This window comes from Cellulomonas massiliensis JC225, assembly GCF_000312005.1.
Lineage (GTDB): Bacteria > Actinomycetota > Actinomycetes > Actinomycetales > Cellulomonadaceae > Cellulomonas > Cellulomonas massiliensis.
Window position 1 is genome coordinate 2,664,892 of sequence record NZ_HE978588.1, and the last position, 15,292, is coordinate 2,680,183.

Genomic DNA, 15,292 nt, shown 5'->3' on the forward strand with positions numbered 1-15,292 from the left:
CGCGCCCCGCCGGGCGGGCGTGCGCGCTCGGCGTGAGCGCGGTGCGGCGCCACGAGCGCGCCCCCGCGGGTCGGGTCCCGGCCGTCGACGCCACCTCAGCCCCCGAGCGCCTGCGTCGCGGTCTGCGCGGCCTGCTCCAGAGCCGGCCCCGGCTCGCCCTGGCCCTGCAGCACCTGCGAGATCGCGGTGCCGATCGACTCGGACAGCTGGACGTACCCGTCGACCGTCGGCCGCGCGTGCTTCGCGTTCGCCATGTTGGCCGCCATCACGTCGAGGCCGGGCATCGCCTTCACCTGGGCCTGGAACTCGGGCGACGAGGTCTCCGAGTCACGCAGGGGCAGGTTGCCGTACGCGACGTTCCAGCGGACGTCCTGCGCCGGGTCCGTCAGCCACCTGACGAGCTCGTACGACCAGTGCGCGCGGTTGGCGTCGTGGTGGTCGAACAGCACCCACAGGTCCGGCCCGGAGACCGTCTCGTGGTTCCCGCCGGTGCCCGGCAGCGGCACGACGCCGTACTTCGTGCCCTTCGTCTGCAGGTCGTAGAGGGTCCACGGGCCGGACGTGATCATCGCGATGCGGTCGCTCGCGAACAGCTCGGCGGCCTTGATGTCGGTCTGGTCGAGGTAGACGCTCCTGTCCTCGACGGCCATGTCGCGCAGGAACGTCAGGGCCTGCACGCCCGGCTCCTCGTCGAAGGTCGCCGTCTTCTGGTCCGCCGAGAGGATCTCGCCGCCGTTCTGCCACAGGTGCGGCCAGAACTGCCACGTCGTCTCCTCGGAGCCCGACACCGAGTAGCCGTACCCGAACGTGTTCGTCGACGTGTCGGTCAGCTGCTTCGCGGCGGCGCGGAAGTCCTCCCACGTCCAGTCCGCCGTGGGGTGCGCGACGCCGGCGGCGTCGAACACCGTCGTGTTGTAGATCAGCGACAGGTTGTCGACGACCGCGGGGAAGCCGATCGTCACGCCGCCGCCGGGCTGGGCGGTCTGCCGGGCGGCGGCGGGCAGCTCGTCCCAGCCGACCGACGGGTCCTTCACCTGCTCGGTGATGTCGAGGGTGCGCTCCGAGCCGGCCAGCTCGCTCGCCCACGAGCCGTAGGCGTAGGAGACGTCCGGGTAGGTGCCGCCCGCGAAGCCCGCGGACAGCTTCTGCAGCAGGTCCTCCGTCGAGGGTGCGCCCGACGAGACGTCGATCGTCACGTTCGGGTGGAGCTTCTCGAACTCGTCGGCCAGACCCTCCAGGATCGTCTCGGCCTCGTCGGCCTGCCCCGTCCACCAGGTCAGCGTGACCTTGGCGTCGGGGTCGAGCGTCGCCGCCCCGGTGGGCGTGCCGCCGGAGCACGCGGCCAGCGCGAGCGCCGAGAGCGCGGCGACGCCGCCGGCGACGGCGATCCGTCTGCGCGTGGGTCGAGGGTGGGACATCGTGACCTCCTCGGTGAGGGTGTGCCGGGGACAGGGTGCTGGGTGTCAGGACAGGACGACGGAACGCGTGAGGTGCCGGGGCGTGTCGGGCTGCAGGCCGCGGCTCTCGGCGAGCGCCACGGCGAAGCGCTGCGCCTGGACGAGCTGGACCAGCGGGTCCGCCTCCGAGGTCTGGACGCGGGCGCCGGTGACCTCGATGTCCGCGACGATCGTCGGGTCCGCCGTGCCGAGGATCGTGACGAGCGAGCCGGGGTGCGCGACGGCGATCGGCCCGTGGCGGTAGTCGAGCACGGGGTACGACTCCGACCAGGCCTGCGCCGCCTCGCGGACCTTCAGCGCCGCCTCCTGCGCCAGGCCGTAGGTCCAGCCGTGCCCCAGGTAGACGACGTGGTCGACGCCGTCGACGGGCACGGGCAGCGGCGCGGCGAGCGCGCGGCGCAGTGCGTCGGGGAGCCCGGTGACGTCCTCGCCGAACGACTGCCGCGCGAGCGCGAGCACGGTCGTGGGGAACCGGGTCTGCACGACGGACTCCTCGTCGGCGAAGTCGAGCACCAGCGCCTCGTCGACCGCCTCGGCGACCGGCGTGCCGGCGACCGCGACGACCGCCGTCGTCGGCGTGCCCGGCGCGACGCGGGTGAGCGCCTCCCCGACCTCGGTCGTGGTCCCGGAGCGGCTGATGACCACGACCCGGTCGTACGGGCGGCCCGGCTGCCACTCGGAGGCGTAGGCGGCGTCGGTGACGCCGAGCCCGGCGCGCTCCCGCAGCACGGCGAGCGACTCGGCGACGAACTCGCTCGTGCCGCACCCGAGCAGCAGGAGCCGCTCCCCCGGCCGCCCGAGGACGTCGCCGACGGACGTCTCGCGCAGGGCGCGCTCCCAGATGTCGGGCTGGCTCGCGATCTCGCGTGCGGTGGTGCTGGTGCTCACGTGGGGTGCCTCTCTGCGACCGGTGCCGACGACTCGACGTCCGTGCTGCCATCGTGGTGAGCGGACTGAGCGGTTCGCAATGAAACTGAACTACTCGCTCACTATTTCTGATCGTTCGCCTCAGCCGAGGTGGAGCAGACGGCGGGCGTTGCCGCGGTAGACCGCCTCGAGCACGTCCGGCGGCAGGTCGAGGCCGCTCACCGTCCACCGTCCCTGGGGCGGCACCGGCTCCCCCGGCGCGTAGTCGAACGCCTCGTCCGCCGTCTCCAGGAACCGGTAGTGCGTCGTCAGCGACGCGTCGTCGAGCGGGAAGACGTCGGTCCCGAACAGGACCCGGTCGGGCCAGCGCTCGACGAGCCGACGGGCACGCCGGGGCTGGCGACCGAGCTCCGCCATCCGGCCCGCGACGTCGACGTGCCAGTTCGGCGCCGCCGCCAGCAGGCGCTCGACCCGGTCGAGGTCCTCCGCGACGCAGCCGACGTGGGCGCCCACGTAGGTGGTCCCCGGGGTCGCCAGCACCAGCGCCTCGAGCGCCCCGAGCAGCCGGTCGAACGACGGGTGCACCGCCCGGTCGCCGAACCACCACTCGGGGTGCTCGCCGAGCTCCTCGACGCGCTCGTTCGTCGCGTCGAGCGGGTCGAAGAAGGCGACCGGGTCGGCGACGTGGATCGTCACGGGCAGGCCCAGCTCACCCGCCAGCGCCAGCGTCCGCACGACGCGCTCGTCGTCGGGCAGGACGAGCGCGCCCGCGGCGTCGCGGTGGTGCAGGCCCAGCGTCTTCCAGACCTTGACGCCACGGGCGCCGCGGCGTGCGGCGTCGCGCAGCTGCCGCGCGAGGCGGGCCTGCGCGTCGTCGGCCGCCAGCACCGACCAGTCCAGCTGGCAGTACGTGACGAACCGGCCGGGGTGCGCGCGGTCGTACCGGTCGAGGTTCGCCTCGAGCTCGTCGCCGAGCATGCCGTCGAGGTTGACGACCGTCTCGACGTGGCGGCGGTCCATGAGCGCGAGGAGCGCGTCCACGTCCGGGGCCGTCCACCCCGGCGGCGTCAGCCAGCGGCCGAGGTGGTTGTGGGCGTCGACGCACGGTGCGGCGGGCACCGGGACGTCGGTCTCCTCGACGACGAGCCGCCGCCGTGGGCGCCAGTCGGCCAGGCGGAGGTCGCTCAGGCCCGGCGTGCCCGTCCCCACCGCCACCGCCTCAGGCCGCCAGCACCACGGCGCACGTGGCGGCGACGGCGTCGGCGACCGCGTCGCGGCCGGCCGCGAGGTACCGGCGCGGGTCGGTGACCCGCTCGTCGTCCCGCAGCACGCGCCGCACCTGCTCGGTCAGCACCACGTTGAGGGCCGTGCCGACGTTCACCTTGCGGATGCCCGCCCGCACGGCCTCCTGCAGCACGTCGTGCGGGACACCGGACGACCCGTGCAGGACGAGCGGCACGGGCACCGACGCGGCGAGCCGCGCCACGAGGTCCAGGTCCAGCGACGCGGTGGCGGTCACCATCGCGTGCGACGAGCCGACGGCGACCGCCAGCCCGTCGACGCCGGTGGCGGCGACGAAGCGCGCGGCCTCGTCGGGGTCGGTGCGGACCCCGGGTGCGTGCGCACCGTCCTTGCCCCCGACCTCCCCGAGCTCGGCCTCCACCCACAGGCCCGCCGCGTGCGCGTCGCGGCCCCACGTGGCGGTGGCGGCGACGTTCTCGTCGTACGCGAGGTGCGCGGCGTCGACCATGACGGACGAGACGCCGTACCGCCACGCGGTGGCGATGCCCAGGCGCAGCAGCGCGGCGTCCTGCACGTGGTCGAGGTGCAGCGCCACCGGCACCGTCGCCGCGGCGCCCAGCTCCTGGCAGGCGGCCAGCAGCGGCTCGTGGTGGCCGTGCCGGTAGCGGACCGCGTTCTCGCTGACCTGCAGGAGGCCGGGCACGCCCGCGCGCTCGAGGCCGGTGACGACGCCCTCCGCGTGCTCGAGGGTGATGACGTTGAAGGCGAGCACCGCCGACCGCGACGCCACGGCGGCGTCCACCAGGTCGCGGGTGCGGGCGAGGGTCACAGCGACCCCGCGGGCAGCGCGGCGCGCAGCGGCTCGGGCAGCAGGTCGCCGTGCGCGGCGACGAGCTCGTCGCACAGCTCCCACACCTGCGCCGGCGTGAGGCTCGACGACGCGTTCGGGTCGACGAGGACGGCCCGCCGGACCAGCCGCGGGTCGCCCGTGCGCGCCGCCTCGACGGCGAGGGCGGCGACGGACAGGTACGTGCGGTTGAGCGCCGCGCACTGCTCGGGCAGCGGCCCCATCGGCACGGGGTGCACGCCGTCCGCGTCCACGGTCGCAGGAACCTCGACGGCCGCGCCGGCGGGCAGGTTGTCGATGAGCAGGCCGCCGCCGGGCGCCGCGTTCGGCACGTTGACGTGGATCTCGCGCGGGGTGCCGGTCAGCACCGAGTGGATCACCTGCGGCGCGTACTCGGTCGCGCCCTCCTCCAGCGGCAGCGGCTCGCCGGCGGCGAGCAGCTCGCGCGTGCGCTCGTACTCGGCCACGTTGTCCCGGCTGATGCCGATGTACTGCAGCGGCTCGATGCGGAACCGCTCGACCTGCGCGTCGTCGTGCAGGAACCACGACAGGTACTCCGAGGAGTGCTCGCTCGTCTCCGTCGGGTAGTAGCCGATCCGGCGGAAGATCTCGACCCGGACCCGCCGCTCGAGCTCGGGGTCGGCCGCGATCCGCTCCCGCAGGCGCGGGTAGAGGTCCTCGCCCTCGTGGGTCCACTGCGTCAGCCACGCCTGGTGGTTGACGCCGTACGCCCGGTACCGGGTCTGCTCGACGTCCAGGCCGACGAGGGCCGCGAGGTCGTGCGCCGTCCAGTACACCGAGTGGCACAGCCCGTAGGTGCGGATGTCGGGCGCGGCGAGCGACGCCCACCACACGTTCATCGCCATCGGGTTCGTGTAGTTGAGGAGCACCGCGTCGGGGCAGACCGCGCGCATGTCGTCGAGGATCGCCGTGAGCACCGGGAACGTCCGCAGGCCGCGGAAGACGCCGCCGACCCCGGTCGTGTCGCCGATCGTCTGGCGCAGGCCGAACCGCGCCGGCAGCTCGAGGTCGGTGATCGTGGCGTCGATCCCGCCGACCTGGATCATGTTGACGACGAACTGCGCACCCTCGAGCGCCGCGCGCCGGTCCAGGCTGGCCCGCACCCGGGCCGGTGCCCCGAGCTGCTCCACCAGGCGACGCGCCGTTCCCTCGGCGACGGCGAGGCGCTCGGCGTCCACGTCGTGCAGGGACAGCTCGAGGTCGAGGTCGCCGAAGCCGAGCAGGTCCGCGACGAGCTGGCGGGTGAACACGACGCTGCCCGCGCCGACGAAGGTGATCGTGGCCATGCGGCGATGATCGACGCGCCTGAGCGAACCGTGCAAGAATTCGTGCACGACTCGACGAAACCGCTCAGTCTGGCTGAGCGAGCACAGGGGGCCACCATGACGGTGCAGGAGATCCCGCACGCGACGTCCCGCAAGCGGTCCGGGCGCATGCTCGCCGTGCTGGACCTGCTGGAGTCACGCGACCACGTCTCGCTGTCCGACCTGGTCCGGGAGCTCGACGTCTCGCCCGCCACGGTGCGGCGCGACCTCGCCGACCTCGAGGAGCAGGGCATGCTCGTGCGGACCCACGGCGGCGCCCGGGCGGCCTCGCGCGCCGAGGTGCCCGTCCGGCTGCGCGACTCCCAGTACCGCGAGGCCAAGCAGCGCATCGCCCGCCGGGCCGCCACGCTCATCCCGCCGGGGCCGTACAGCGTCGCCATCTCCGGCGGCACGACGACCGCCGAGGTCGCCAAGGTGCTCGCGACGCGTCCCGAGCTCGCGATCGTCACGAACGCGCTGACGACCGCGATGGAGATCGCCTCGCGCCCCAACCTCAAGGTCATCCTCACCGGGGGCGTCGTGCGGCCGAGCTCGTTCGAGTCGGTCGGCGTCATCGCGGAGAACACCTTCAACGCCATCAACGTCGGCACCGCGATCCTCGGCACCGACGGCATCAGCGCGTCGGGCGGGGCGACGACGCACGACGAGACCGAGGCGCGCACCAACAGCGCGATGGTCCGGCACGCGCAGCGCGTCGTCGTGGTCGCCGACGGGTCGAAGGTCGGCCGGGTCACGCTCGCGCGCATGGCGGAGATCGACGAGGTGCACGTGCTGGTCACGGACGCGAGCGCGGACCGCGAGGAGCTCGCCCGCATCGAGCGGCGGGGCATCGAGGTGCTCGTCGTCTGAACCGCGGGCGCCGGAGGCGACGAGACCCGCCCGGCGGCGCACCGGGCGGGCCTCGTCGTCGGGCGGGGTCAGCGGCAGGGCTGGAACGTCGAGCCGTCGAGGTCGAGGGAGAAGTTCACCGCGTTGACGTTCAGCGCGTTGGCCTGCGTGCAAAAGCCCGTCGTCCTCTGGTACTCCGCGACGAAGACCGGCTTGCCCGCCTGGACGAACGGCACCAGCAGGTCGCACTCGTCGTACTCGAAGCACTGCTCGTTGAGCGCGCCGTCCGCGTACGGCAGCAGCTGGCGCACCTGGTCGAGGTCGTTCTTCAGCAGCACGCTCATGCCGTACGCGTGGGTGTTGTTGAACAGGAACTGGTTGTAGATCAGCTGGTCGCGCGCCTTGAGCGAGAACCCGGACGCGTTCTGGTAGCCGTCGACGTTGTCCCACTCGACCATGTCGAAGCCCTTGTCCTTGCACATCTGGAGCCGGGCGTTCATGAGGCGGGCGAGCGTGCTGCTCGCCTTCTGGACGTCGCGCACGTCCAGCCACTTCTCCCCCGCCCAGCCGTCGAGGTTCTTGCCCTTGAGCGCCGCGGGGAACTGGCCGGCGTCGGGCCGCCAGTTCTCCCACGAGCCGCCGGACAGGTAGCAGACCGCCTTCTTGCCCGCGGCGTGCACCGCGGCGACGTCGGCCTTCGTGGCGTCGAAGCCGTCGAAGTCCAGCATCTGCACCGCGCGGTACGGCGACTTCGGGACCGACGCGAGCTGCCAGTCCCAGCTCGTGCGGACCGCCGGCTTCCAGGCGCCCGGCGCGGTGACGACCGGTGGGTCGAGCGTCGCTCCCCCCGTGCTGGGCGTGGCGGCGCGCGCGGGCGCGGCGGCGAGGCCGACGGCCACGGCGACGGCGGCCGCGACGAGCGCGGCGGCGAGCGTGGTGGTGCGACGGGCGCGGACGAGACGTAGCGACATGGGTGCTCCCAGGTGTTCGTCGGGTACGAGCGCTGTTCCTCACTCCCGGACCGGTCGCCTCCTCGCGCACCGGACGGGTGGCGGGCGCACGGTGGCGCCCGCCAGCGGACTCGTCGCGGCCACGCTAGCGAGGCCCGGACGAACCGGACCACGGGTCGTGCGCATCCGCTCAGCCCCGCTGAGCGGTGCCGGCGCGGCACGCCAACGGCCGGGCAGCGAGGTGCACCGCCGCGGGGCCCGCGGCTGGCAGGATCGCGGCCATGCAGGTGCGGGGCGACGACGCCACCCTCCCTCGCCGGACCGTGGCCGGCTACGCCCTCGGCTCCGTGGGGACGGGCGGGTTCGGCACCCTGCCCGGCCTGGTCCTCGCGTACTACCTGACCGACACGCTGGGGGTCGCGGCCGGGCTCGCGTCGCTCGTCGTGACGGTCCCGAAGATCTGGGACGTCGTGATCGACCCGTTCGTCGGCGCCCGGTCCGACGCGTCCGCCGCTCGCACCGGGTCCCGCCGGCGGTACCTGCTGGCTGGCGCCCTGAGCCTGCCGCTGCTGTTCGCGGCGGTGTTCGCCGCGCCCGAGGCGCTCGTGGGGCCGGCCGCGGCGGCGTGGGTCGTCGCGACGTTCGTCGCGGCGGCGACGGCGTTCAGCCTGTTCCAGGTGCCGTACATCGCGCTGCCCGCCGAGATCGCGCCCGACTACGCGAGCCGCACCCGGCTGCTCGCGCCGCGCATCGCCGTGCTGGCGCTCGCCATCCTGGCGTTCGGGGCCGGCGGGCCGCTCGTCCGCGACGCCGCGGGCGGCGGCCGGCCCGGCTACGCCGTCATGGGTCTGGTGTGCGGGGTGACGATCGGGCTCGGCATGCTCGCCGCGTGGTGGGGCGCACCGCGCCGGGCGGTGGTGACGGCCGCGGCCCCCGGCGCTCCCGCGGTCGCACCCCGCCCCGCCCGCCGGGGTGACGCGCTGCGCGCCGGCGTCGCCGCGGTGCGGGAGCTGCCGGCCTTCCGGGCGCTGCTCGCCACGTTCGTCCTGCAGGCGCTCGCCACGGGCGCGATGCTCGCCGCGGCGCAGTACGTCGCGACGTACACCCTCGGCTCGCAGGCGGCGGTGACCCTGCTGTTCGCGGCCCTCGTCGCCCCCGCGCTGCTCGTCATGCCGCTCGCCACCCGGCTCGCGGCGCGCGTGGGCAAGCAGCGCGCCCTGGTCGGCGCGTCGGTGCTCTTCGCGGTGGCGGCCCTCGCGCTGCTGCCCGCGCGCACCGCCCCCGGGCCGTGGGTGTACGCGCCCGTCGCGCTCGCGGGCGTCGCGTACGCCGGGATGCAGCTGTACCCGCTCGCGATGCTGCCGGACGTCGCGTCCGTCGACGCTCGCGCGCGCGGGGTCGACCGCGCCGGCGTCCTGAGCGGCGTGTGGACCGCCGGGGAGACCGCCGGCCTCGCGCTCGGGCCGACGCTCGTCCTGGCCCTGCTCGCCGCGACGGGCTTCGTCTCGCGCACGGGCGGCGACGTCGTCGCGCAGCCGGCGTCGGCCCTCACCGGCATCGTCGTCGCGTTCTCGCTGCTCCCGGCGGTGCTCGTCGCGCTCAGCCTCCTCCCGCTCGCCCGCTACCGGCTCACGGCACAGGTCGTGGACGCCCTCGACGACGGCTCCGTGGAGGTCTCGCCGTGACCCGCTCCCCCGACGACGTGCTCGCCGAGCTCGAGGCGCTGCGCGCGGCCGACCCTCCCACCCACGGCGGGCGGGTGCTGTCGTACGTGTACGACCCCGGACACCCCGACCTCGACCGCCTCGCCGAGCGGGCCGCCGCCGCGTTCCTGCCCGTCAACGGGCTCGACCCCACGACGTTCACGTCGGTGGCCGTTCTCGAGCGCGCGCTCGTCGCGCGGGCACGGTCGCTGTTCCACGGCGACGAGGAGGTCGTCGGGTCGGTGACCTCGGGCGGCACGGAGTCCTGCCTCCTGGCGGTCAAGGCGGCCCGCGAGACCTGGCGCGCCGCCGACCCGTCGCGCGCGACGGCCCGCGCCGCGATCGTCCTGCCCACCACCGCGCACCCGGCGTTCCACAAGGCGGCCGCCTACCTCGACCTCGACGTCGTCGCCGTCCCGGTCGGCCCCGACGGACGCGCCGACGCCGCCCGGCTCCTGGCGGCGCTCGACTCGCTCGGCCCGCGCGCGGCCCTCGTCGTCGTCTCGGCGCCCTGCTACCCGTTCGGCGCGCTCGACCCCGTGGAGGAGGTCGCGGCGGGTGCCGTCCGGCGCGGCGTCGCGTGCCACGTCGACGCGTGCCTCGGCGGGTGGGTGCTGCCGTGGTGGGGCGACCTCCCCGCCTGGGACCTCGCGGTGCCCGGCGTGACGTCCCTGTCCGCGGACCTGCACAAGTACGGCTACGCGCCCAAGGGTGTCTCCGTGCTCCTGCACCGGGGCCGCGAGCGGCACGCCGCCCAGTACTTCGCGACGACCGCCTGGCCCGGCTACCCGGTCGTGAACCCGACAGTGCTCGGCTCCCGGGCCGCGGGCGCGATGGCGGCGGCGTGGGCCCTCGGGGAGGTGCTGGGCGACGAGGGCTACGCGGCGCTCGTCGGCCGGGCCCGCTCGGCGACCCGGCGCCTCCGCCAGGTCCTCGACGGCCTCGACGGGGTCCGCGTCGTCGGCGACCCGGTGGGCCCGCTGCTCGCGCTGGCCGCCGACGGCCCGGGCGGCGTCGACCCCTTCCGCCTCGTCGACGCGCTGCGCGGCCGGGGGTGGCTCGCGCAGTGCCAGCCGGCGATGAGGCAGCCCGACGGCACCGTGCTGCCGCGCACCGCGCACCTCACGCTCACCGCCGCGACCGAGGACGTCGCCGAGGAGCTCGCCACCGACCTGGTGCGAGCGGCGGACGAGGTCCGCGGTGCGCCCGCCGCGTCCGGGGACCCGACGCTGGTGCAGCGCGTCCTCACCGAGGGCCTGCCCGACGAGCTCGCGGGCGTCATGGCGACGATCGAGTCGCTGCCCGCGGACGTCGTGCGTCCGGCGCTCGTCCACGTCCTGCAGACGGCGATCGACCCGGACGCCCCGGTCCGGAACGACGTCAGGCCTGGTGAGAGGTCCTCTCACCAGGCCTGAGACGTCGGGCTGACAGGATTTGAACCTGCGACCCCTTGACCCCCAGTCAAGTGCGCTACCAAGCTGCGCCACAGCCCGTCCGGCCCCGTGGGGCCTCGGAAACTCTACCGTACGAGCGCGCCCGTCCCGAACGCCGACGGGACGCGCCGCGCACCCGATACTGGCCGTGTGCCGATCGACGACGCGACCCGCTGCCCGTGCCTGAGCGGCCACCCGTACGGGGACTGCTGCGGGCCGGTGCACCGAGGCGATCGCCTCGCGCCGACCGCCGAGGCGCTCATGCGGGCCCGGTACAGCGCGTTCGCGGTCGGTGACGCTGCCTTCCTGCGCGCGTCGTGGCACCCGAGCACGCGCCCGGCGACGCTCGACCTCGACGACGAGGTGCGCTGGGTGCGGCTGGACGTCCTGGCCACCTCGGCGGGCAGTCCGTTCGACGACGAGGGCGTCGTCGAGTTCGTCGCGCACCACCGCGGTCCGGACGGGCGCGGGTCGCTGCACGAGCGCAGCCGGTTCGTGCGCGAGGACGGGCGCTGGGCCTACGTGGACGGCGACGTGCGCTGACCGCGCTCCTCGCGCGCGGCGTCGGCGGCCTGCTCCTGGCGACGGCCGGCCAGCACGTGCAGCTCGGCGGCGACGAGGACGAGCAGCGCGAGACCCACGACGAGCCCGACGGTGGCGACCCACTCCTGCAGGCGGAACAGGAACGGCTGCGTGACGAGCAGCCCGACGTACAGCGAGCGCCGGTACCACTCGAACGCCCGCTCGCTCGCCCCGCGCCCGGTGACGAGCCCGACGACCGCGAGGACGAGCTGCGCCGCTCCCCCGGCCGCGACGCCGATCGCGGCGAAGCGCGGGCCGGACGAGAGCAGCGCCCACGCGACGGACGCGAGCGCCGCCACGACCACGAGGCCGGCGACGACCGGGCCCAGCCAGCGCGCGTTCGCGAGCAGCTGCCGCGAGCCCCGCGTGACGAGGCGCGTGACGCCACCGACGAGGCTCGGGAGCTCCTGCTCGTCGTCGGGCGCCGCCTCGATGAGGGCGCGTGCCTCCGCGGTGCCCGGGACGTCCTCGTCGTGCGCCGGCACGTGCTCGAGCGCGCGTGCCCGCGCGCGCGGGCTGAACCCGCCCGCGACGCCCGCGACGGCCTCGTCGACGGCGGCCGCGAGCTCCTCGCTGGGGTGGCGCTCCCGGCGGCGCTGCAGCGCCTCGCCCAGCAGCATGAGCACGACCACGACGACGTAGATGAGTGCCGGTGCCGGCTTGAAGAAGTAGTCGTTGTCGGCGGTGAGGAACTTGCCGATCTCGTCGACGAACAGCCCGAAGCCGACGCCGCCGACCACCGCGACGCCCGGGCGCACGACGGGGCCGGAGTACGTGACCGCGAGGACGAGCGCGACGCCCATGAGGAGCCCGCCCCACAGCACGTGCGCGACGTGCAGGCCGCCGCCGCCCACCTGGGGGTAGCCGGACGCCGCGAGCAGCGCGCGGGTGACGAGGACGGTGGCGACCGTGACGGCGACGAACGCCGCGACGTTCGCGGAGCCCCGCGGGTCGCGCGGGAGCCCGACGCGCAGCAGCAGCGGCCGGCGCCGCACGACGCCCGGACCGTGGCCGCGCGAGCCGTCCGTCACCGGCGGCGCTTCTCCCGCACCCGCACGGAGATCGAGATCGGCGTCCCCTCGAACCCGAAGGTCTCGCGCAGACGACGCTCGATGTAGCGGCGGTACCCCGCCTCGATGAATCCCGTCGCGAAGACGACGAACCGCGGCGGGCGGGTCGAGGCCTGGGTCGCGAACAGGATGCGCGGCTGCTTGCCGCCCCGCAGCGGGTGCGGGTGGGCGGCGACCAGCTCGCCGAGGAACGCGTTGAGCCGGCCGGTGGGGATGCGCGTGTCCCAGGACTCCAGCGCCTTCTCCAGCGCGGGCACGAGGCGGTCGGTGTGCCAGCCGGTGCGCGCCGAGACGTTGACCCGCGGGGCCCACTGCACCTGCACGAGGTCCTTCTCGATCTCGCGCTCGAGGTAGTAGCGGCGCTCCTCCTCCATGAGGTCCCACTTGTTGTACGCGATGACGAGCGCGCGGCCGGCGTCGACCACCTGGGAGATCACGCGGGTGTCCTGCTCGGTGAGCGGCTGGGAGGCGTCGAGCAGGACGACGCCGACCTCGGCCTTCTCGATCGCGGCCTGCGTGCGCAGCGAGGCGTAGAAGTCCGCGCCCTTCGTCTGGTGCACGCGACGGCGGATGCCGGCGGTGTCGACGAACGTCCACGGGATGCCGCGCAGCAGGACGAGCTCGTCCACCGGGTCGCGGGTGGTGCCGGCGGTGTCGTCGACGACGACGCGCTCGGTGCCCGCGACCTTGTTGAGCAGCGAGGACTTGCCGACGTTCGGCCGGCCCACGAGGGCGACGCGGCGCGGGCCCTCCGGGATCGGCGTCGCGTGGGCGGACACCTCGGGCAGCACGTCGAGCACGGCGTCGAGCAGGTCACCGGTCCCCCGGCCGTGCAGGGCCGAGACGGGGAAGGGCTCGCCGAGCCCGAGCGACCACAGCGCGTACGCGTCGGCCTCGCCCGCGGGCCCGTCGACCTTGTTCGCGCACAGGACGACCGGCTTGCCGGACCGCCGCAGCAGGCGGACGACCTGCTCGTCGGTGTCCGTGGACCCGACCGTGGCGTCGACGACGAAGACGACCGCGTCGGCGAGCTCGATCGCGACCTCGGCCTGCTCGGCCACGCGCTTCTCGATCCCCGCGACGTCGACCTCCCAGCCGCCCGTGTCGACGAGCGTGAAGCGCCGTCCGGACCACTCCGCCGGGTAGCTCACGCGGTCTCGGGTCACGCCCGGCTTGTCCTCGACGACGGCCTCACGGCGGCCGAGGATGCGGTTGACGAGGGTCGACTTGCCGACGTTCGGGCGCCCCACGACGGCCAGCACGGGCAGCGCGTGGCCCGCGCCCCCGTCGTCGCCGACGACGACGTCGCCGTCGAGCAGGGCCAGGTCCTCGTCGTCGAGCTCGTACTCCGCGAGGCCGGCGCGCAGGGCGCGCTCGCGGTCGGCGTCGCCGGACTCGTCGGGCAGGACGATGACCTCGTCGTCGCCGAGCTCGAGCTCCTCGTCGACGAGCGCCTCGGCGGCGGGGTCGGCGGGAGCGGGCACGGCGGGCTCGTTCGCTGCGGGGTCGGTCATGGGCACCAGTGTCCCAGGCCGCCGACCCGCGGCGCGCCACCCCGGTCAGGCCGTCTCCTCCACGCGCCGCCGCAGCCCGCGCAGCATGCCGCGCGTCATGACGGCGCTGGCCGCGGCGGTGGGCTCCAGCACGGCCCGGACGAACGGCGTCGGCGCGGCGTACCGCTCCCGCACGACGACGCGCGTCGTGCGGTCCCGCCCGGGCCGCAGCACGAAGGACCACGTGAACGCGGGCGCGCCTTCGTCGGGGCTGCGCAGCACGATCCACCGGCCGGGCTCGGCCTCGACCACGCGCAGCGCGACCCGCGGGTGGAGCCGCACCTCGTCGCCGGGCGCGAGGTGCTGCCAGCGCGCGACGACCCTTCCGGCGGACACGATGCGGCAGCCGAACGCGTTCTCCAGCGCGTCGTAGGAGTAGAAGCCGCCGCGTCCCTGCCCGATCTGCACGAGCCACGGCCACACCCGCTCGGGCGTCGCACGGACCGTGACCGCCCGGGTGGCGACGAGCGCCGGCGCGGGCTGCAGCGCGTCGCCCGGCAGCGTCGCGGCGAGCTCGTCCTCGTCCGCGCCCCACTGCAGGTGCCAGGTCCGCACGACGGGCAGCGCAGCAGCGGCGGCCAGCGCGGCGGCGAGGGCGATCTCGCGCGCCGTGGGCAGCGGGATCCGGACGGTGCGGCGCATGCCCCCAGCCGACCACCCGCGTCGGGCCCGCGGCGCAGGACGATCGTCCTGCGCGGTGATCAGCCCGGGCGCTGCGGGTCGTCCGCCGGCAGCTGGACCCCCGAGCGCTCGACGGCCCGGGCGATGACGTCCGCCAGCGCGGTGCGCACCTGCTCGTTCGCGTGCGCGATCGCGGCGCGCCCGGACGTGCCCGCGGGTCGCTCGACGTCGAACGCCGGCCCGAACTCGACGACGAGGCGCCGGCGCGGCGGCGGCACCGCGTTGACCGACTGGCCGGTCCGGCGGGTGCCGAGCACGGCGACGGGCACGATCGCGGCCCCGCCGTTGACCGCCAGCCACGCCGCCCCGGCGCGTGCGCTCGCGACGTCGCCGCGGCCCCGGGCGCCCTCCGGGAACACCGCGACGACGCCCCCCGCCCGCAGCACGTCCCGGCCCGCCGCGAGGGCCGCACGCCCGCCGTCGCCGCGGTTGACGGGGATCTGGCCGGAGCGCCGCAGCAGCCAGCCCACCGGACCGACGAACATCTCCTCCTTGACGAGGACGTGCGCGGGCCGCGGGGCGACGCCGAACAGCACCGGGCCGTCCGGCAGGCCGGTGTGGTTCGCGACGAGCACGACCGGGCCGTCGGCCGGCACGTGCTCCGCGCCGACGACGTCGGTGCGCCACAGGACGTGCGCGAGGAACGCGCCGATGCCACGCGACCATCGCGGGGGCGCGACGAGCGCCGGGCGGCTCGCGCGGACCGCCGCGGCGGGCTGCTCGCTCACCGCCG

Annotated in this window: 14 protein-coding genes and 1 tRNA gene; 4 read left to right on the plus strand and 11 right to left on the minus strand. The window is 75.3% G+C overall.

The window, feature by feature from the left end:
* Positions 1-95 precede the first annotated feature (95 nt).
* The 5 genes from HGCM_RS12650 to HGCM_RS12670 all read right to left on the minus strand — a co-directional run bounded on the left by HGCM_RS12650 (position 96) and on the right by HGCM_RS12670 (position 5,720).
* Positions 96-1,418, minus strand: coding sequence for an ABC transporter substrate-binding protein (locus HGCM_RS12650; protein WP_019137203.1), 1,323 nt, complete (start codon positions 1,416-1,418; stop codon positions 96-98).
* Between the two features lie 45 nt (positions 1,419-1,463).
* The gene (locus tag HGCM_RS12655) at positions 1,464-2,345 is read right to left on the minus strand and encodes an SIS domain-containing protein (protein ID WP_019137204.1); all 882 of its coding nucleotides are present in this window, start codon (positions 2,343-2,345) and stop codon (positions 1,464-1,466) included.
* A gap of 120 nt (positions 2,346-2,465) precedes the next feature.
* Complete coding sequence (locus HGCM_RS12660; protein ID WP_019137205.1) at positions 2,466-3,533, minus strand: amidohydrolase family protein; 1,068 nt, start codon at positions 3,531-3,533, stop codon at positions 2,466-2,468.
* A 10-nt stretch (positions 3,534-3,543) separates the two neighbouring features.
* Positions 3,544-4,395: a class II fructose-bisphosphate aldolase gene (locus HGCM_RS12665; protein ID WP_019137206.1), complete on the minus strand. Its 852-nt coding sequence runs from the start codon at positions 4,393-4,395 to the stop codon at positions 3,544-3,546.
* On the minus strand, positions 4,392-5,720 hold the full coding sequence (locus HGCM_RS12670) for an alpha-glucosidase/alpha-galactosidase (protein WP_019137207.1): 1,329 nt from the start codon (positions 5,718-5,720) through the stop codon (positions 4,392-4,394). Before HGCM_RS12670 ends, HGCM_RS12665 begins: the two co-directional genes overlap by 4 nt.
* 96 nt (positions 5,721-5,816) lie before the next feature.
* Here HGCM_RS12670 and HGCM_RS12675 point away from each other — a divergent pair, with 96 nt between their 5' ends.
* Entirely contained in the window at positions 5,817-6,608 is a 792-nt protein-coding gene (locus HGCM_RS12675) for a DeoR/GlpR family DNA-binding transcription regulator (RefSeq protein WP_019137208.1), read from the plus strand.
* A 68-nt stretch (positions 6,609-6,676) separates the two neighbouring features.
* On the opposite strand, the gene HGCM_RS12680 is transcribed toward HGCM_RS12675, so the two are convergent.
* On the minus strand, positions 6,677-7,558 hold the full coding sequence (locus HGCM_RS12680) for an endo alpha-1,4 polygalactosaminidase (protein WP_019137209.1): 882 nt from the start codon (positions 7,556-7,558) through the stop codon (positions 6,677-6,679).
* 260 nt (positions 7,559-7,818) lie between these two features.
* Between HGCM_RS12680 and HGCM_RS12685 the strand changes: the two genes are divergently transcribed.
* Positions 7,819-9,222, plus strand: a complete 1,404-nt coding sequence (locus HGCM_RS12685; protein WP_019137210.1) for an MFS transporter — start codon at positions 7,819-7,821, stop codon at positions 9,220-9,222.
* Positions 9,219-10,655 carry a pyridoxal phosphate-dependent decarboxylase family protein gene (locus HGCM_RS12690; protein ID WP_019137211.1) on the plus strand — a complete coding sequence of 479 codons (1,437 nt, stop codon included), beginning with the start codon at positions 9,219-9,221 and terminating at the stop codon, positions 10,653-10,655. The genes HGCM_RS12685 and HGCM_RS12690 overlap by 4 nt, the downstream gene beginning before the upstream one ends.
* Positions 10,656-10,659: 4 nt before the next feature.
* Here HGCM_RS12690 and HGCM_RS12695 read toward each other — a convergent pair.
* Positions 10,660-10,733: transfer RNA gene (locus HGCM_RS12695), tRNA-Pro, on the minus strand.
* 90 nt (positions 10,734-10,823) lie between these two features.
* Here HGCM_RS12695 and HGCM_RS12700 point away from each other — a divergent pair.
* The gene (locus tag HGCM_RS12700; protein WP_019137212.1) at positions 10,824-11,216 is read left to right on the plus strand and encodes a YchJ family protein; all 393 of its coding nucleotides are present in this window, start codon (positions 10,824-10,826) and stop codon (positions 11,214-11,216) included.
* On the opposite strand, the gene HGCM_RS12705 is transcribed toward HGCM_RS12700, so the two are convergent.
* Genes HGCM_RS12705 through HGCM_RS12720 form a run of 4 tightly spaced genes read right to left on the minus strand, consistent with a single transcriptional unit; the run spans position 11,192 to position 15,287 of the window.
* A complete protein-coding gene (locus HGCM_RS12705) occupies positions 11,192-12,286 on the minus strand; it encodes a hypothetical protein (RefSeq protein ID WP_019137213.1) in 1,095 nt (364 codons plus the stop codon). The genes HGCM_RS12700 and HGCM_RS12705 overlap by 25 nt on opposite strands.
* Complete coding sequence (der, locus tag HGCM_RS12710) at positions 12,283-13,839, minus strand: ribosome biogenesis GTPase Der (protein ID WP_019137214.1); 1,557 nt, start codon at positions 13,837-13,839, stop codon at positions 12,283-12,285. The genes HGCM_RS12705 and der overlap by 4 nt, the downstream gene beginning before the upstream one ends.
* 45 nt (positions 13,840-13,884) lie before the next feature.
* Positions 13,885-14,520: a hypothetical protein gene (locus HGCM_RS12715; protein WP_019137215.1), complete on the minus strand. Its 636-nt coding sequence runs from the start codon at positions 14,518-14,520 to the stop codon at positions 13,885-13,887.
* A gap of 59 nt (positions 14,521-14,579) precedes the next feature.
* Positions 14,580-15,287, minus strand: a complete 708-nt coding sequence (locus HGCM_RS12720) for a lysophospholipid acyltransferase family protein (protein ID WP_019137216.1) — start codon at positions 15,285-15,287, stop codon at positions 14,580-14,582.
* Between the last annotated feature and the right edge of the window lie 5 nt (positions 15,288-15,292).